General features: G+C 39.7%; 18 protein-coding genes. 6 read left to right on the top strand and 12 right to left on the bottom strand.

Features of this window, described 5'->3' with window-relative positions:
* Positions 1-152 precede the first annotated feature (152 nt).
* The 8 genes from AC1D69_RS18210 to AC1D69_RS18175 are packed head-to-tail and all read right to left on the bottom strand — an operon-like array spanning position 153 to position 8,141.
* On the bottom strand, positions 153-809 hold the full coding sequence (locus tag AC1D69_RS18210; protein ID WP_495457571.1) for an HD domain-containing protein: 657 nt from the start codon (positions 807-809) through the stop codon (positions 153-155).
* 60 nt (positions 810-869) lie between these two features.
* A complete protein-coding gene (opp4C, locus tag AC1D69_RS18205; RefSeq protein ID WP_495457570.1) occupies positions 870-1,790 on the bottom strand; it encodes an oligopeptide ABC transporter permease in 921 nt (306 codons plus the stop codon).
* 14 nt (positions 1,791-1,804) lie between these two features.
* On the bottom strand, positions 1,805-2,758 hold the full coding sequence (locus AC1D69_RS18200) for an ABC transporter permease (protein WP_495457569.1): 954 nt from the start codon (positions 2,756-2,758) through the stop codon (positions 1,805-1,807).
* Positions 2,759-2,782: 24 nt separating this feature from the next.
* Positions 2,783-3,772 (bottom strand): ABC transporter ATP-binding protein, encoded by a 990-nt coding sequence (locus AC1D69_RS18195; protein WP_495457568.1) that lies wholly within the window; start codon positions 3,770-3,772, stop codon positions 2,783-2,785.
* Positions 3,765-4,766 (bottom strand): ABC transporter ATP-binding protein, encoded by a 1,002-nt coding sequence (locus tag AC1D69_RS18190; RefSeq protein WP_495457567.1) that lies wholly within the window; start codon positions 4,764-4,766, stop codon positions 3,765-3,767. Before AC1D69_RS18190 ends, AC1D69_RS18195 begins: the two co-directional genes overlap by 8 nt.
* A 47-nt stretch (positions 4,767-4,813) precedes the next feature.
* On the bottom strand, positions 4,814-6,430 hold the full coding sequence (locus AC1D69_RS18185) for an ABC transporter substrate-binding protein (protein WP_495457566.1): 1,617 nt from the start codon (positions 6,428-6,430) through the stop codon (positions 4,814-4,816).
* 38 nt (positions 6,431-6,468) lie between these two features.
* Positions 6,469-7,242, bottom strand: a complete 774-nt coding sequence (locus tag AC1D69_RS18180) for a DUF1684 domain-containing protein (RefSeq protein WP_495457565.1) — start codon at positions 7,240-7,242, stop codon at positions 6,469-6,471.
* Between the two features lie 35 nt (positions 7,243-7,277).
* Positions 7,278-8,141 carry an alpha/beta fold hydrolase gene (locus AC1D69_RS18175; RefSeq protein WP_495457564.1) on the bottom strand — a complete coding sequence of 288 codons (864 nt, stop codon included), beginning with the start codon at positions 8,139-8,141 and terminating at the stop codon, positions 7,278-7,280.
* A 427-nt stretch (positions 8,142-8,568) separates the two neighbouring features.
* Here AC1D69_RS18175 and AC1D69_RS18170 point away from each other — a divergent pair, with 427 nt between their 5' ends.
* Both AC1D69_RS18170 and AC1D69_RS18165 read left to right on the top strand, forming a co-directional pair.
* Positions 8,569-9,402 (top strand): YihY/virulence factor BrkB family protein, encoded by an 834-nt coding sequence (locus tag AC1D69_RS18170; protein ID WP_495457563.1) that lies wholly within the window; start codon positions 8,569-8,571, stop codon positions 9,400-9,402.
* 84 nt (positions 9,403-9,486) lie between these two features.
* The gene (locus AC1D69_RS18165) at positions 9,487-9,984 is read left to right on the top strand and encodes a DUF2062 domain-containing protein (protein WP_495457562.1); all 498 of its coding nucleotides are present in this window, start codon (positions 9,487-9,489) and stop codon (positions 9,982-9,984) included.
* 116 nt (positions 9,985-10,100) lie between these two features.
* Here the strand turns inward: AC1D69_RS18165 and AC1D69_RS18160 are convergent, their stop codons facing one another.
* Positions 10,101-10,433 (bottom strand): antibiotic biosynthesis monooxygenase, encoded by a 333-nt coding sequence (locus AC1D69_RS18160; protein ID WP_495457561.1) that lies wholly within the window; start codon positions 10,431-10,433, stop codon positions 10,101-10,103.
* A 197-nt stretch (positions 10,434-10,630) separates the two neighbouring features.
* Between AC1D69_RS18160 and AC1D69_RS18155 the strand changes: the two genes are divergently transcribed.
* Entirely contained in the window at positions 10,631-11,296 is a 666-nt protein-coding gene (locus AC1D69_RS18155) for an S-layer homology domain-containing protein (RefSeq protein ID WP_495457560.1), read from the top strand.
* Positions 11,297-11,492: 196 nt separating this feature from the next.
* Here AC1D69_RS18155 and AC1D69_RS18150 read toward each other — a convergent pair whose 3' ends face one another.
* Together AC1D69_RS18150 and AC1D69_RS18145 are read right to left on the bottom strand one after the other, a co-directional pair.
* Positions 11,493-12,731, bottom strand: a complete 1,239-nt coding sequence (locus AC1D69_RS18150; protein WP_495457559.1) for an aminopeptidase — start codon at positions 12,729-12,731, stop codon at positions 11,493-11,495.
* A gap of 21 nt (positions 12,732-12,752) precedes the next feature.
* Positions 12,753-13,541, bottom strand: coding sequence for an exodeoxyribonuclease III (locus AC1D69_RS18145; protein ID WP_495457558.1), 789 nt, complete (start codon positions 13,539-13,541; stop codon positions 12,753-12,755).
* 163 nt (positions 13,542-13,704) lie between these two features.
* Between AC1D69_RS18145 and AC1D69_RS18140 the strand changes: the two genes are divergently transcribed.
* Genes AC1D69_RS18140 through AC1D69_RS18130 form a run of 3 tightly spaced genes read left to right on the top strand, consistent with a single transcriptional unit; the run spans position 13,705 to position 17,422 of the window.
* Positions 13,705-14,799 carry an endospore germination permease gene (locus AC1D69_RS18140; RefSeq protein WP_495457557.1) on the top strand — a complete coding sequence of 365 codons (1,095 nt, stop codon included), beginning with the start codon at positions 13,705-13,707 and terminating at the stop codon, positions 14,797-14,799.
* Positions 14,796-16,280, top strand: coding sequence for a spore germination protein (locus AC1D69_RS18135; RefSeq protein ID WP_495457556.1), 1,485 nt, complete (start codon positions 14,796-14,798; stop codon positions 16,278-16,280). Before AC1D69_RS18140 ends, AC1D69_RS18135 begins: the two co-directional genes overlap by 4 nt.
* Entirely contained in the window at positions 16,277-17,422 is a 1,146-nt protein-coding gene (locus tag AC1D69_RS18130; protein ID WP_495457555.1) for a Ger(x)C family spore germination protein, read from the top strand. Before AC1D69_RS18135 ends, AC1D69_RS18130 begins: the two co-directional genes overlap by 4 nt.
* A gap of 20 nt (positions 17,423-17,442) precedes the next feature.
* Here the strand turns inward: AC1D69_RS18130 and AC1D69_RS18125 are convergent, their stop codons facing one another.
* On the bottom strand, positions 17,443-18,756 hold the full coding sequence (locus AC1D69_RS18125; protein WP_495457554.1) for a voltage-gated chloride channel family protein: 1,314 nt from the start codon (positions 18,754-18,756) through the stop codon (positions 17,443-17,445).
* Positions 18,757-18,861 lie beyond the last annotated feature (105 nt).

Genomic DNA, 18,861 nt, shown 5'->3' with positions numbered 1-18,861 from the left:
TGGAGTTATCTATATACTACAGATGTTATTGGATGATTAGAAATATATAGAACGCATCACACTAATAGGATATAGCTATAAGTTGACAGCTAGTTATAACCCTAAGAACAAGACTACATTCATCACTGTCTTGTTCTTTGGATAATAACGACTTACTTATTCCCATCCCATTCACTGTAGAAACGTTCCAAATAATCTAACATAAATTGATGGCGGCCCAAAGCCAAGGTTCTGCCATAGTTCGTATTCATCAGGTCTTTTAACTTCAGAAGTTTCTCGTAAAAATGATTAATAGCTGTATCCTCACCATTACGGTATTCTTCTTCCGTCATATCTATACGAGGATCTAAGGAAGGATCATGAAGTTTCCTCCCCTTTGCTCCGGAGTACGCAAAGACCCGTGCAATCCCCATTGCCCCGATGGCATCCAGACGATCAGCATCTTGAACAACCTTGCCTTCAAGCGTTGACATCGGAGGTTTTCCACCTCCCTTGTAAGACATGGTTGAGATAATCTCCATAACATGTTCGATCGTTCCTATAGGAGCCTTATTTTGTTCCAACCATGTTCTCACTCTAAATAACCCAGCCTCTTCACTTATATTTAACTTAACATCTGCAATATCATGGAGTAGAGATGCAAGTTCACATACGAAGAGGTCTGCTCCCTCTTCTTGTGCAATGACTTTTGCCGATTGAGTCACACGATAGATATGGAACCAATCATGTCCACTGCTCTCATGTTCTAATTCAGTTCGGACAAAATCCATTGTTTTTTGTATGATTGAAGCATTTGATGTATCGTTCATTTAAAATATCCTTTCGTCGTCAAAAAACCAGTATCCCAATGTTAGGAATACCGGTTCTTATTACTTTTTATTTTTTGGATCTAATGCATCACGCAGGGCGTCACCCACAAAGTTAATAGATAATACACTCAAAATGATCATAACACCTGGTGGAATCCATAACCAAGGTTGTGATGTCAGTACGGTTAAAGACTGAGCACTAGCAAGCATGTTCCCCCAACTTGGCGTAGGAGGTTGAACACCAAGACCTAGAAAACTCAAAGCTGCCTCGTCAAGTATAGCACCTGCAATTCCTGAGGTAGCATAGATCAAAATAGGAGCTACGGTATTAGGGAGAATATGAGAAAATAATATTCTCGGCGTTGAATATCCCAACACAACACTCGCTTTAACATACTCTGTTTCTTTGATCGTTAGTACGTTTCCTCTTACCAAACGTGCGACACCTGGCCAACCCAGAACTCCGAGTATAATGATCATATTCATAAGTCCCGGACCCACGATACTTGCAACAACAAGAATAAGCATAATATAAGGAAAGGCCATGAACATATCTGTAATTCTCATAATAAGGCTATCAATCCAACCACCGAAATATCCCGATATCAGACCCAGAACTGTCCCAATAACGACTGCTATGAGTATAGATCCGATCCCAACAGACAAAGATACTCTGGCTGAGTAAATAAGCCTACTTAGTTGATCACGTCCGACCTGATCAGTACCCATTAGATGTTCCGCTGATGGCGCAGCACCGAAACTTTCTGTCACAGTAGTAGGATCATACGGCGCGATTAAGGGTGCAAATATCGCACACAACGTGACGATGAAGATCACAACAAGTCCTGCAACGGCAAGCTTATGTTTCTTAAACCTGCGTGCAAACAACTTTATGGTACTTTCATCACCCTCCGGCCAACCCATACCCGTGTCCAATTGCGGTTCTTTACGCCCTGTGATGTATCGTTCAAATAAATTCATTAAACCGCCGCTTTCTATTTACTGTATTTGATTCTCGGATCAACCAGGGCATACGTTATATCTGTCAACAAATTCGCTACGATGACAATGACAGCAGCCGTCAGATTAAGCCCCATAATCGTAGAATAATCACGACTCATAATGGAGGACATCGTTAATTGACCTATTCCAGGCCAAGCAAAGATCTGTTCAATGACAACAGCTCCACCAAATAGTATTGGAATTTCCATACCGAGTACTGTGATAATGGGAATCAAAGCATTTCTTACAGCATGCCTATTGATAACTAAGGTTTCTTTAAGTCCCTTGGCACGGGCTGTACGTAAATAATCTTGTTCCATAATCTCCAACATACTTGAACGAACATACCTAATATTGCGTCCTGCAACATTCGCCGTAAGTACAATGACAGGCATAATCAGATGCCTTAATATATCCCCGAAACCACCTCCACTGCCAAGAGAGGTCATTCCACTAGAGGGTAGAATTTTCAACCATAGTGAGAAGACATAAATGAGGCCGAGTCCAAGAAAAAAGTTAGGGACAGATATGCCGAGAAAAGAACCTGTTACCGCAGCATAATCTAATTTGGAATATTGTTTGCGAGCACTCAATATGCCTAGTGGTATAGCTATAGCAACTCCGATGATTAAGGAAACCCCCATAAGCAATAATGTAGGTCCCATACGTGATACGATCATATTTAGAACAGGTTCATAGGTTATCATCGAGAACCCTAAGTCACCCTGTAACAAATGTTTGAACCAACTGAAATATTGGACATAGATTGGAGCGTCCAGACCCAGTTCTATTCTCTTCGCAGCTAATGCCTCAGCCGGAATCTGTGGGCTTATGAGCATGTCAACAGGACTCCCTGGCGCCATACTCATGATTATGAAATTAATAATAGTTACACCAATAAGAACTGGAATCGCAATAAGTATGCGTCTTATAACGTAATTAAACAATGAAATTAACACCTCGGATCTTCATCAGTGAGAGAAAAAACAGGCAGATGAGTGCAGGCTATCTCCTAACAACTCAGGCTCCTGTTCACGGCATATGGCTTGAGCCATAGGACAACGAGTATGAAAGCGACATCCCTTGGGAGGATTAACGGGACTTGGAACATCTCCCTGTAACACAATTCTGTCTCTATTCCTTAAATGAGGATTAGGTATAGGTGACGCATCCATCAACGCTCTTGTATATGGATGTTTGGCATTCTGAAAAATATCTCGTGCCGAGCCAAGCTCAACAATTTTCCCAAGATACATGACCGCGATTCTGTCACTTATATATTTCACTGCACCCAGACCATGTGCAATAAAGAGATAGGTCAGGTTTAATTCCTTCTGTAAATCTTTCAACAAATTCAGCACCTGTGCCTGTATAGACACATCTAGTGCAGAGACAGGTTCGTCACACACGATTAACTTTGGTCTTAAAGAAAGCGCCCTTGCTATCCCTATTCTCTGACGTTGTCCCCCCGAGAATTCATGTGGATAACGGTTCTTGCTATTCTTTGGAAGCCCTACAAGTTCCAGCAATCTATCTACTTCTTTGGATACCTCTGAAGTCGCTACAATGCCATGAACCTTTAGAGGTTCACTCAGCAGGTCAATTACCCGCTTCCGAGGATTCAAAGAAGAGTAAGGATCCTGAAATACAATCTGTAGTTGAGATCTGAGTGTGACCATTTCTTTGGAAGAGTATCCAGCGATATCATCCCCATCAAAAAGAATACGTCCTTCTGTTGGTTTCTCCAGACCTATGATAGCCTTCCCAATGGTCGATTTCCCACAGCCTGACTCACCAACCAATCCAAGTGTCTCACCTGAATATAGGTTTAAGTTTACCCCGTCAACGGCCTTCACATTGTCAACTTTGCGTTTAATAATCCCTTTACGAATAGGATAATAAACTTTCAAATCTTCTAAAGATAGAAGCGGTGAGGGTTGGATAATATTCTGACTATTCATATGCTTCCTCCCACACCCCATCCTTTATGTTACCAACTTCCCAGCAACGAGTATAATGATCCTCTTTCGTTATGGCGAGTGGTGGAAGAATCTCTTTACATTTTTCCGTCGCAATAGGACACCGATTATAGAATCGGCATCCTGTAATATACTGGTATCTCGTTGGAACAACGCCAGGGATAGACTCAAGCTCCTCATACTCTTCAGTATCTATACGAGGAATGGATTTCAATAATCCTTTCGTGTAGGGATGCTCGGGTTCATCAAACAGTGTATACACATCTGTTTCTTCCACGACTTGACCCGCATACATAACGAGTACACGATCCGCCATTTCTGCGACAACACCCAAATCATGAGTAATTAGTAAAATGGCTGTACCTGCTTCTTTGCATAAATCCCTCATGAGTTGCATGATCTGAGCTTGTACTGTCACATCCAGTGCTGTTGTAGGTTCATCAGCAATCAGAACCTTAGGTTTGCAAGATAGTGCCATTGCAATCATAACTCGCTGTCTCATCCCACCGGATAAGGATAATGGATATTCATCCATTATCTGATCAGGTCTGGGCAAGCCCACCTTTTTCAACATTTCAATCGCGCTTACTCGGGCTTCCTTCTTACTCTGTTTCAAATGCAGCATGATCGATTCGCACATTTGATATCCAATAGTAAGAACAGGATTGAGAGAAGTCATGGGTTCCTGAAAGATCATAGATATCTTATTCCCACGAATCCCTCTCATCTCTTTGTCATCTAGCTCTAATACATTTGTACCCTCAAATACTACTTTCCCACCAACAATGCGACTCCCTTTTCCAAGGAGTTGCATTACTGACAATGCTGTAACACTCTTCCCAGAGCCCGATTCTCCCACAAGTGCCAGAGTTTCCCCTGGCCGTAGGCGAAAACTCACATCATCTACACTTATGACCATTCCTTGGTCCGTGTCAAAAGCCGTTTGCAGATGACTGACCTCGATCAAATCATTCATCTCTGTCATCACCTTTTATAATCTGATTAACCCATGATGTTCCATGCTTACTTAACGTCCCATTCATTTACATTAATAAACATACCAAAGTCCTTAGGCTTAGCGACAATTACTCTATCATTTATTGCACCCAATGCTTTAGTTGAATAGATGGAAGGCATAGGAACATCTTGAGCGACAATCTTTTGGATTTCACTATAGTATTCTTTGATCTTCGCTTCATCCGTTTCTGCTTTTAATGCATTGATCAGTTTATCTACTTCTCCATTACTATAACCATTAGGATTACCTTCTTGTAAGAAGTACGCTACGTCAGGTAACGGATTTATAGGTGTTAGAGATACGGTTAGAATACCTAGATCGTAATCCATTTTCACAAGCTTATCTATTAGTGTGGCAAGATCAGCCAATTGAATTTTTACATTAATGCCAGCACTCTTTAAATTCTCAGCCATAATATTAGCTGCGTTCTCTAGTGTACTATCTCCAGATAGAACAGACAAATTAAGTGTTTTGCCAGTATCCCATCCAGATTCCTTCAATAGACTCTTTGCCTTCTCTAGATCATATGAAACTGGTTTAATGGTTGGATCTACATATGGACTGTAACTTGTAAAGAATCCATCCACGACTTCGCCGTTTCCTTTAAGAAGATTATTCACAATAAGTTCGCGATTAAGAGCATAAGAAATAGCCTGTCTTTGTTTAGCATCTGGAACAGATTTCTCATTGATATACATAAACTGACTTGCGATAGCAGGACCATCTACTGTAGTTATACCCTCTAATCCTTTAATCTTATCATAATCGTCAATAGGAATAACACCAACAGAAGGAATATTCATGTCAATTTCTCCACTTTGAAGCTGTGTAGAGATGGCTGTTCCCTGTAACACTTTGAAATTCAACTGCTCAAGTTTAGGTGCGCCTTTGAAGTAGTCTTTATTGGCATCCATCTGAACATAATGATCTCTACTATACTCAACCAGTTTGAAAGGTCCATTGGTAACTGTTGGCTTTTGCATAAATGCACTTGTATTAATACTCTCAGGTGCAATATCCTTTAATGCAGACTGTGGTACAGTCAGTAGATATCTACCGATTGTATCTTTGAAAATATTCAACGTTGTAGCAGACTTCGTCTTCAATTCTAATGTATGCTCGTCCACTTTCTTCACACCCGAAATATCCGTCTTCCCTTCAGGCAAATAACCTGTATCATCAAGGCCTTCTAATATACCAAATGTATAGGCATAGACAGAGGCTACTTTTGGATTAGCCATCAACTTCAACGTGAATATCACATCATCAGAAGTTACTGGAGTGCCATCTGTCCATTTCGCATTCTCATTCAACTTAATCGTAAATGTTGTATTATCTGTCGTTTCGATTGAATCTGCAAGCATTGGCTTGAAGGTCAGATCTTCATCGATATCAACAAGGGGTAGGAACATTAGGCCCGTTACATAAGAGGACGCTAGCCCTACGGGTGACAACGGATTTAAACTACTTGGCGAGTGTGAGATTCCAATATTAACAACCTTTTTCGAACTCGCACCACCTGTACTTGATGTACTGGTTGTATTACCACAGGCTGGCAGAATGAATAATGCTGCAACAAGCAAAGTAGCAATTGAATTTTTCATGGAAAATTTAAATGACATTTCATACAACTCCCTGAAGTTATTTGTACAAGCCTAAATTACGAACGAAAAACCACTTGCTTCTCTCCTGCAGTCACTTCAAAATGTAAGCGATTATGTACAGGCGGAAGTGGGCAGTTGAAATGATAAGAAAAGGCACATGGCGGCAAAAAGGACTTATTAAAATCCAACATGACCTTACTATCCGTATCAGGAGATACAAGGAGCATTCGCCCCATACCGTAAGATTCCTTACCGTTCGTTAGATCACCAAATACGATAATGAGTGAACTACCTGAAGCAAACGGAGTTAATAGATACGACACGCCCTCATGGATAAAATGAATATCTCCTGGAGACTGATGATGTCGTAGACTCCCCTCTTCATCGGACTTATGTTCAAACCCTATTGTTCTATGATTCTCATTCATTACAAATTCAGCTTCAATGATCCATTGCTCATTAAATGGGAATGAAGAGATCCCTTCATACGACCTCATGGCTTCCGAATTTGTATCATATACTGCTAATAAATGATCTGAACCTGGTTGTGCAGTTGCAACTGCCGTCAATGTTTCTGAGAACTGAACGATAGAATGATCACTTTCTAAAGTGACCGTGCCATCAACTAGATGCCCGTCCACAAGGATCTGGTCAGCAGCCGTTGCTCTGAGTGTTAGGCCTGAACGGCCTGATGTTGGTGCCCATATTCCAGGGATCCCTTCAACCTGTATCGATTGTTGAATCGTATGTAGCCCAATGAGAGCGAGATCACCTTGATACTCCGCAACGGATTGTTCCCGGGCTGTTCTCCAATCCTCTAAAGTTGTCATATGCAAAACCTCTTTTTACTTTTATTGTCTTAATCTTAAGCTTCCTCTTGTACAATAAAACTAGATACTAACTCAATGAATGCTTCGTGCTCTTCAATGAATGGCATATGTCCACTGTGCTCAAATATAGCGAGTTTGGATTGCGGTATCAAACGATGCATCTCTTTCGCTTGGGACACAGGAGTAATCCAATCATATGTCGCCCCAATGATTAAAGTCTGCACAGGCAACGAAGTCAATTTAGGACGAACATCATATAAAGGCAATAAGTTCTTGAATGTATAATTAGCCACCTCAAGTGATCCAATAGGACGATTTCCCGTTTCTCTCATTACTACTTCATCATGGACATGGAAATAAAGACCGTAACAAACATCCCACCAACGAATCGCATGGGCTTCATCCTCAATACGACCTTCGAACATTTCCGGAATAACGGATAATTGTTCAGAAGAAGCATTTTTTGATGCATACTCAAGTGCATCTGCATAGAAATTCCAACTTGGTGCCGTACATACTAACACAAGTTTGTCTAATGATTCAGGATATCTTGTAGCATATACCTGAGCTACCATACCCCCAAAGGAATGACCAAGAACGGATATCTGTCCAAGACCCAAGTATAGTCGGAGTGCTTCAATATCATCAGCAAGCTGATCAAGCGTACATGTCGTTAAATCTACACGATCAGATTGACCATTGGATCGTTGATCCAAATAAACAATCTGCATATGTTCACTCAATGGGGTCAACCATGGTTTGAAATCAGAATGATCACTACCTGGCCCTCCATGAACCGCAAATAAGACGGGTTTCTTTTTCATACTTTCACCTACAGGTACGTAACCGGAACCTTCTACATCGAAATAAATACGTGTATCGTTCAAAGATGCAAACATAGATATACACTCAACTTTCTCTTATATGTTTTGAAATAATTGTCCTAATGAATGAAATATATTAGATATCCAACTAAACTCATATGTTTTAATTAAATAATATTTATATTATCTTTGTCAATGTTAGTTATATCATAGCGTGATGGTAATTGAAACTATATGGCTCTAGGGTAACACCATAATTCAACATCTCCTACAGTTCATTAACACAACTGGAAAAATAATAATATATCATGAATATAGCTACATTAATACCCCTTTTAGACATACATTCTCTTTACCTATCATGTATCGTAATATTTATGTCATACCTGTATTTGTATTTGGATAAATCTTATTGAAACGGATTAATTACTTTACTAACGTGTAGAATGATATTATAGAAGAACACGGTTAGAATCCGATTACTTTCCAAGTGAGGGGTAATATGAATAAAGGTAAAGTAGCTTGGCTTATTGATTTCTCTAAACAATTATTCAGAAAAATACGTGCTGACGATGTTCAAGCGATCAGTGCACAACTAACCTATTATCTTATTCTTTCTTTCTTTCCATTCCTCATATTTATTATGACCCTCGTTGGTTATGCCGACATTTCTATGGAAGAAAGAATTACGGGCCTTAGGGAAATCATACCTATTGAGGCGGTAAACATTATTGAAGATATTGTGAAAGATGTTTCTCTCGGAAGAAGTCAAGCGTTACTCTCTTTCGGTATGTTAGCTACATTATGGGCAGCTTCAAGGGGCATCAATGCTGTTGTAAAGGGACTTAACAAGGCTTATGACACAATTGAGAATAGAGCATTATGGAAAGTGCGGGGTATTTCCCTATTGGCAACTGTCGTACTTGGAATTGTTATTCTGCTTAGCATCCTTCTACTGGTATTCGGAGGTTGGGTTGGAGACCAAATCGTTCTTTTATTTCATTTCTCTGAACGTATTCATCGATTGTGGAATTTACTTCAATATGTAGTCCCTTTAGTCGTCATGATTGTTGTGTTCACCTTTCTATACATGTTCGCACCGAGTAGAAAAATTAATTTTAAAGGAGCACTTCCTGGAGCCATATTTTCAACCTTTGGTTGGATTGCAACGTCCTTCTTATTTTCACTCTATGTCAATCAATTTGGGAACTTCACCAGAACCTATGGAAGTCTTGGTGGGTTAATGATCTTACTAGTGTGGCTATATATAAGTTCCATTATTATTCTAGTCGGGGGAGAAATTAACGCCACTCTAGTCTACAAACGGGGAAGGTAATATCCTATAGATTACCTTTTCAACCTTTTTATTTAGTGCTACTATGTAAAGATTGTAGAATTCACAAGTAAAGGAAGAATTACCATGAAGCTGCGAATCTTCAGGAAATTAAAGTATGATAGTTTGCGTTTATTGCGCATCAAGAAGTCCGATCACTACATTTCCATTGGTTTTATTGCTGGTTTTTTCCATTGTTGGTTTCCAACCTTTGGGATTGGCATTTTGCTTTCCTTAGGTCTTGCTCGACTACTACGTGGTAATATTGCTGCTGCTGTTATTTCAGGTTCATTAGGAACGATTGTGTGGCCAGGATTGTTTTATTTGAACTATAAGATTGGTTTCCTTTTACTCAGTCTTTTCTACTTCTCTTCCTTTCAAGGGAACAGCTTATCGATTGCTAATCTAGACCCACCTGATATCTCCCCTCACTATCTCAGTAGATTTGGTCATATGGGGATGAATTTTGTAGTAGGTTCAGTTGTGAACAGTATTATATTTTCAATTATCGGATACTTCCTTCTTCGTTTTGTTCTAGTGAAATATCGTGCACCCTTACTAAAGAGGCTTAAACGTTCAGCATAGACTCGTCACGTGCACAGAAAAAGGACAACTTATTCAATAGCCAAGTCGTATTCTTGCTATTGAAGAAGTTGTCCTTTGATGTTGTGGTCCATGTTTTGATGTTTGAAGCTACTATTTTATTGATGGCTAAAAGCTTTACACTTTTTGATCATTTTGCTCTCATACATATTCACAGTTGTACTGATTATATAATCTGGTTTTTCCTGCCCTTTTTTCGCTCGATGCCCCTGAATATGAACATCACTCTTCTCCCAATTCTTCCATGCCTCTTCTGATTCCCATCGAATCATGACAACCACTTCTTCATTCTCTTTACTTCTTTTATTTACGAGTACACTAATATCTATAAGTCCTTCCATGCCTTCTACTGGACTTTCTTTACTGAAACGCTCAACAACTTTATCTGAATTACCCTTTTCCACTACAATACTTCTTGTTTGAATAAGCAATTACGAACACTCCCTCAACGAAATAATTATTCATAACCACACGCTATGAAGATAACTTCATTATAAATGATAATGATTATCATAGTCAATTAAAATGAATGTCATTCACCTGCAACATTCTTAAATAATCTCACGTCTATTGAGGTAATTAATGGAATCACCCTATGTATTACATTAAAACTTAGGAGGAACACACAATGAAACTACAGAAGACAATCTCCACAATGGCCATCACATCGATCCTTTCTCTCTCGCTTGGAGGAATGATATATGCAGCTGACAAGCCATTTACAGATCTGGGATCCACTCCAGGAAGAGATAAAATCATTACTTTACAACAGCAAGGTATCATTCAAGGCGTTACTGTAACGGAATTCCAACCTTCGGCAATTTTAACAAATGCACAAGCTATTCAGCTTATCTCAAAGGGACTTCAACTTAACTTGGATACTATGAAATTCAGTAAAATGCCTCAAGCTAGTGATAACTTCACGCAAATTAAAGATGATGCATGGTATGCAGAATCGTTCGTGAATGCCTTTTACAACAATATTGATATTCCAAAAGATATCGATCCCACGAAACCGATGACGAAAGAACAATTTACGTATCATCTGCTTCAAGGTGTAGAGAAGGTAGGTAATCTACCGATGATTAAACTTGTACCTATCACCATTAGTGATGAGAATGAAATTACGCCTATGTATCAAGGTGCGATTCAACGTTCATTAACTTGGAACATTAATACACTTCATGGTGATGAGCCCTTTCATCCTCAAAGTGAGATCACGCGTTCTGATGCAGCCATTATGGTATTTAACGCATTAGAGTTCTTGAAACAGCATGTAAGTACTACTTATTAAGAAAAAATAGGACCGTATAATACGTGTAAAAAACACAAAAGGGACGCAATCAGCAATGACTCCATTGCTGATTGCGTCCCTTTTTTTCTAGAAAATACTTATTCTATTCCAACTACCAACGTCCCCTACTACTTCGTGAGATCGCAAAAAATATCAACAATACCACTATCGCTCCAAAGATAGCATTTAATTCAGATCATGCCCAATTCCCGTTACGGAATACCGGTTCGATCGTTCCATCAGCCAGTTCACCATCAATCTCAAGCTGATCTGATCCAATCATGAAATCGACATGGGTTAAGCTGACATTCCCACCTTTGGACAGTAGTTCTTCTTTACTGAGCTTTGTGCCACCTTCTATATTAACTGGATAAGCACTACCCAGTGCAAAGTGGCATGAGGCATTCTCATCGATACCTGTATTATAAAAGACGCGATTCAAGCGTGATATGGGTGAGTCATTAGGTACTAAAGCCATTTCTCCAAGATATGATGCGCCCTCGTCAGTTTCTAGTAGTGAAGTTAAATGTTCACGACCTGATTCAGCATCATATTCAACTACTTTACCTTCTTTGAAAGTCAATGACATTCCTTCGACTAATCTTCCGTTTAAATTCAGTGGAAGTGTACTCGTTACCTTTCCATTCACACCCGTTCGAAGTGGCATCGTATAGATTTCTTCCGTTGGCATATTCGCTACAAAGTATACACCATCCTGATTCTCGTCTCCTCCACCAAGCCATAAATGTTCTTGTGGCATTTCGACACGTAAATCGGTTCCAGGAGCACGGTAATGCAAGCTCTTATACCGTTTGGCATTCATACGTTCCTGAGTTACTTTAAGTTGCTTAATATGTTCACGCCAAGCGGCTACAGGATCTTGCGATCCATCTGCTTCGACACGGTTCATAAGGAATACTGCATCCCACATCGCTTGTACCCGCTCCTCCTCAGGGAGGTCTGCGAATACTTTATTCGCCCAGGCACGTGTTGGTGCCTTGATCAAAGACCAGCTAAACTTGTTCGTACGCACATAGGCCTGGTATTTCTCACGTGCAACTGCTGCAGCTTTAACAGCTCTGGAGACTTTTGATGAATCAATGCCGCGAAACAATTCCGGATTAGGTACTTTAATATGTAAAATAGCTCCTCCGCCTTCTGCAAGTTGTTCCATCATGTCAGCTTGCCACTTCGGATAATAGTTAAAGGATTCGTCATTGGCCTTTTCATATCGGATACGTGTGATGGCTTCATCTTCCCACTCAACCTGTACATATTTAGCTCCAGCTTCATAGGCCTTAGCTACGATTAAGCGTGTCAGATCCACGGTTTCCAATGGGGCTTGAACGACAAGAACTTGTCCAGGTTGTATGTTCACTCCAACTTTAACGACCAGCTCAGCATATTTCTCCAACATCATATCGAACTCTTTCATTACTCTATTCCTCCAGTAGTTTTATTTTGACATAGCATCCATTTCATTGTTTATATCTTCAAGGACTAACGTAATTGGACAATGATCGCTACCCATGACATGTTGATCAATTCCTGCATCTAACAGCGAAGGTTGCAATCTAGACGAGACAAGAAAATAATCAATTCTCCATCCAATATTTCGCTCCCTTACTTTAGCCATATAAGACCACCAACTATAAGCATCAACCCGATCAGGATAGAGATATCTGAATGAATCCGTGAAACCAGCATCTAACAACGTCGTCATTTTACCCCTTTCTTCAGGTGTAAATCCAGAGTTATTATAATTCGATTTCGGGTTCTTTAGATCAATTTCTTGATGAGCAACATTTAAATCACCACAAATAATGACAGGCTTAAGGACATCTAATTGCTGGACATAGTTACGGAAACGGTCTTCCCACTCCAGCCTGTATTCTAGCCTAGCTAGATCACGTTTTGCATTAGGTGTATATACATTCACAAGATAGAAAGCATCGAATTCTAGCGTAATGATACGACCTTCGTCCTCATGATCCTCTTCTATACCATATCGAACAGACAAAGGCTCTATTTTTGTGAAAATAGCAGTACCGGAATACCCTTTTTTCAGAGCGTAATTCCAATATTGTGTATATCCATCATCATCCTGCTCCAGGTTAATCTGCCCTTCCTGTAACTTCGTCTCTTGAACGCAAAAAATATCCGCATCAGATTCTTCGAAATACGCATTGAACCCTTTGGTAACACAAGCTCTCAAACCATTTACATTCCAAGATACTAACTTCATGATTGTCTAATCTCCTTGCCTTTTACATTCGTTTCTTACTCCAGTGTATCATAAATTCAATGTTACCCTTCTCTAATATTCCGTATTGATTACATAGAAATTGGTTTTCAAGGGAAACTTAAAGGGAAAGAACGCTAACGTGCTAAGAATGAAGGTGGTAAAGATGAGTGCATCCATTGGAAAAATAAGTTTTTTACAGACCATTATGATTCTCATGTTAAGCAACGGACTGATGACACACGTCATTATCAACCCAATGCTTCTAGATTCAGCAGGTAGGGATTCATGGATTTCGATCATTATCTCCTTCTTTATATTCATCCCTTGGTTCGTCTTTATTGCCCTGTTTATGAAGAAATCTGGGCAACAAAAATTACTACCATGGCTTATTCAACGCACCCATCCCATTGTCGCGTGGATACTCATCATTCCCATGTTTATTCAACTCTATTTAATAGGGGGAACAACGATATACCATACCGTAACATGGACTTTTACAAGCTATCTTCCCTCTACTCCAAGGATAGTGTTAGTGATTAGCTTAGTTCTTGTATGTTTTTACTGTGCCAAAGTGGGGCTGAAATCCATTGCGATCGGCTCTGGAATCCTACTTCCCATCGTTATTGTACTTGGCATTTTTGTAAGTGTAACGAATATTCCACAGAAAGATTATGAACGATTACAACCTATGTTAGAAAATGGATGGGGTCCCGTTTTTAATGGGTTAGTGTATGTTGGCGGGGGAATTACGGAGTTACTCATCATTGTCATTATGCAACATCATTTAAAAACTAAAATTCGTGTGTGGCAGATCATCTTAATAGGAGCTATCTTAATTTACATATCCATAGGTCCAATTATAGGAGCCATTACTGAATTTGGCCCTCATGAAGCTTCCAAACAGTTTCAGTCACCCTATGAACAATGGCGGCTTCTGAGGCTCGGAGCCTATATTGAACATGTTGATTTCTTATCTGTATTTCAATGGTTAGCTGGAGCAACGATTCGAGTCAGTCTTGTTCAGTATTTACTTGGAGATATGTTACCTTTTAGAAATCAGGTCACACGTACACGATTTCTTCTTTTCATATCGACGAGTTTCATTCTACTGTCATTACTTCCTATTAGCCAGAATGACTTCTACCAATGGACGTATCGTATATTTGTTCCTGTTACATTAATAGTAAGTGTGTTACTCACTTTACTGTGGCTTTATATCTCACTTTTCACCAAACCTGCTAAGGGGGGTTCTACTTGAGCCATCATTCAGTTGAAGACAACAAAGTACTTTGGACTCCACAGAAACTGAAGGACATGTTCAAGAAATCTGCAGATATATCCGTATTTGTTCATCATTACGATGACTCCCCGTCGTCAGAGATAGTTCTTATCTATAGTGAAGGAACGATACAATCTGATCTAATCAACCGTACCGTATTAGCAGAATTGCAGAAATTGTATCAAGAACATAACGAATTCATTCTTCACCAAGGAACGATGTATGGGTCTTTACAACTTGTATCGCTTGAGAAGGAGGCATCCAAGGAGATCCTTTTTGAGGTTTTATTTGAAGGTTATCTTGTCGTATTTTTTCCGCAACTGAATACGTTCTTAACGGTAAATATCAGTCAGATCCCTTCAAGAACTCCGGAAGAATCGAGTACTGAAATATCCATTAAAGGACCGAAGGATGGTTTTGTAGAAAGTGTCGTCGTGAACGTTGCATTAATTCGTAAACGGATTCGTAGTAAATCACTTTGTTATGAGAGATATATTCTTGGCACACGAACCAAAACTAAGGTTGGCTTACTTTATTTCGAAGATATCATCTCGCCAAAGATTCTGAAGGAGATAAAACGAAGACTGGATAATATTGATGTTGATGGAATTTCAGGTGTTGGTCAACTTGAGGAAATCCTGTCTGATTCTAAATACTCTCTCTTTCCATTATTGGATTTCACGGGTCGTCCAGATTACGTAGTTAGTTCATTACTGAATGGAAGATTTGTGGTTGTTATTGATGGAAGCCCTATGGTACTTATTGGTCCGGGGACATTTACTTTGCTATTGAAATCACCTGAGGATATTCATTTTAGTTTTTTTTACGTTTCGTTTGTTCGTCTCATTCGTGCACTAAGTTTTGTATTGTCCATTATACTACCTGGAGCTTATGTTGCTTTAACTACATTTCATCCGGATGAGATACCCTTCTATTTAATGGCTACGATATCAACTGCACGAATCGGTCTTCCCTTCACATCACCTGTAGAGATGTTCTTACTCCTTATTCTTCTCGAAATCTTTCGTGAAGCGGGTGTCCGATTACCCAGTACAATTGGACAGACATTAACAGTCATCGGAGGGTTAATTATAGGAGATGCATCTATTCGTGCAGGACTAGTATCACCTTCCGTCGTGGTTATCGGAGGCGTTACTGCTGTCTGTGGGGTAACTTTGGTTAATCAATCCCTCAGTTCGGTAGTTAGTCTTATAAGACTTGGACTGTTTCTGATGTCTTCAGTTCTTGGGATATATGGGCTCTTGTTGGGAGTAGTCCTTATGATCTTGTATATGTCAAGATTGCAAACATTCGGAATTCCCTACTTCTCACCACTGTCACCTCCCAATTTCAAAGATATTGTTCAGTCCGTATTACGTTTCCCTTGGACTAAAATGAATCAAAAACCGCAAGACTTAAATACCATCGACTCTGATCATCAAGAGGAAGATCCTTCATGACAATCATAAAAAGACTATTAGTCAGTGTTATTTCCTTAGCCCTATTATCAGGTTGCTGGGACGCTAAAGAAATCGAAAAAATGGCCTATGTTAACGCTCTAGGTTTTGATTATGTTGATGGCAAGTACAAAGCCTATGCACAGATTCTTAATTTCGCCAATATAGCGAAAAACGAATCCGTGGAAGTGGGGAAAATAGTACCTGTGTGGATCGGACAAGGTGAAGGCAGGACTGTATCTGAAGCCGCTAGTTCGCTCTATTCTACAGCACAAGAGAGAGTGTTCTGGGGTCATGTTAGGACTATTGTATGTAGTGAGAATTTATTAAAGCATGAAGGAAAAATCCAGCAAGTCTATTCTACTGTCAATCGCTATCGTGAAATACGGTATAACGTTCTAATCTATGGCACGAAGGAACCCATAGCTAAAATATTCGCATTGAAATCCTTGCTAAATGCCTCACCCATTGAATCCATTCTGAGTACGCCACAGCAAGTATATGAACAATTTTCTATTATCAAGCCGGAATATGGATATAAAGTGATTGCAGACTCTTCAGAAGGTAGCGGATCTGTAATGATACCTTCTCTTGCTATCGATAACAAAACATGGTTGGAAGATGAGAAGAAAATGTCATTACTCAAAACAAATGGCGCATTTATGTTAAGACATGATAAATTACTCGGATGGATGTCAGAAGAAGACCTACAGGGTGTCCGATGGCTACAAAAAGATATTGATCGAGTACCAACAAATGTTCCGGCAGAAGATCCCGTAGCAAATGTGGTCATCATAAAGCCACGTCATGCTATTATCCCAAAAGTTGTAGCAGGAGAAGTACAATACAACGTGAAAGTTAGCGCTAATATCTATTTGAATGAGCTAATTGAACCCACATCAAATCCAACTTTAAAAAAAGACACAGCAAAGGTTATCGCTTCAGAAATAAGGAATAGCTATAACAAAGGGTTAGCTATTCAAAGTGACGTGTTAAATCTGGAGAATTCACTGTTTCGATCTAATGTTAAAAGGTGGAAGGAACTACATCAGCAGAATAACTTCCTGTTAACAGAGGATTCTCTTCATGATATCGAAGTAATCGTCCATATCATTCACAGTGGTAAATATAAATCCACAAGGTAACATCCACACTTAGGTGGATGTTACCTTTTTTTATGCTTTTTGATCGAAGATAAATTTGATCCGAGTGGGACTTGCATCAGATGGCTTTTGGATACACCAATCATTTGGGAGGTATAAATCCCTGTGTGCCCTGAGAATAAGTAACTTATCAAACAAGCAACAAACATAAATATCGCACCCTCAGAACCAAACAATTCAATCCCCATCAAGAAACAAGCTAGAGGTGTGTTCGTTGCACCGCAAAAAACGGCAATAAATCCTAATGCAGCAAGAAATGGCGCATACAAATGAAGGATTCCAGCTAATGAATTCCCTAACGTTGCACCAATCGCGAATAACGGTGTCACCTCCCCACCTTGAAACCCTGCTCCTAACGTAACGGATGTGAAGAGTAGTTTCCCAAGGAAAGCAAACGGATGAACCTTGTCTTCGAAGGAATCCGTTATGAGTGGGATACCTAACCCTAAGTAATCTCGTGATCCAATCAGATATACCATGACGATAATAAGGACACCCCCGACAGCACTTTTTAACATGGGGTTAGGAAGGATCGATGCCAAGACTTTTTTGAGGAAATGTGTTAATTCACTGAAGCATAAGCTAGTTAACCCGAAACATACTGCTGCTAAAGTTACTTTTAATAAGACCATCAGCGATAGTACTGGGACTTCACCTATAGGATAATGAATATGGGTAACACCCCATACATTCATGGCAACCAAATTCCCTACAAAACTCGCTACGAAACAAGGAATTAGCGCATCATACCGAATCATTCCTATAGCAATCACTTCAATAGCAAAAACAGCTCCAGCAATGGGGGTCCCAAATACTGAACCGAATCCGCCACTAATACCACACATTAATAGAATTCGCCGATCCAGGGGTCCGATCTTCAACCATTTGCCAATCTGTTCTGCTAAACTGCCTCCCATCTGTACCGCCGTTCCTTCTCGTCCCGCGGACCCACCTAGTAGATGTGTTACTAGTGTTCCTAATAAGACAAGTGGAGCCATACGTAAAGGTACAGGTTCATAAGTCTGCTCTTGAATCTGCTCAATGATCAGATTGTTGCCCTTGGTGCTATTCTTTCCATATCTATAATAAAGATAACTAATACCAGCTCCACCTAAGGGTAACAAGAACAACACCCATGGATGTTCTAATCTAATCTGAGTCACATACGCAAGACTTTTTAGAAATACAGCAGATGCGCTACCAGATAATAAACCTACCAATCCACCTAACACAATCCATTTCAATAAAGACCGCAACAGCAACACATGAATAAATGGTTCTGCACCCTTCATTCTTATTTTCCATATTCTACTCATACTCTTAAGACCAACCCTCTCACGTCCATTATCTCTGTTGTCGAAATTCTAGTTCATAACAAAAATCTTGTCAATGAAATATAAGGAGGGTAAAGTTGATTTTTA

The sequence above is a fragment of the Paenibacillus sp. Y301 genome (assembly GCF_059445505.1).
This window is presented reverse-complemented; position numbering and strand designations above follow the sequence as displayed.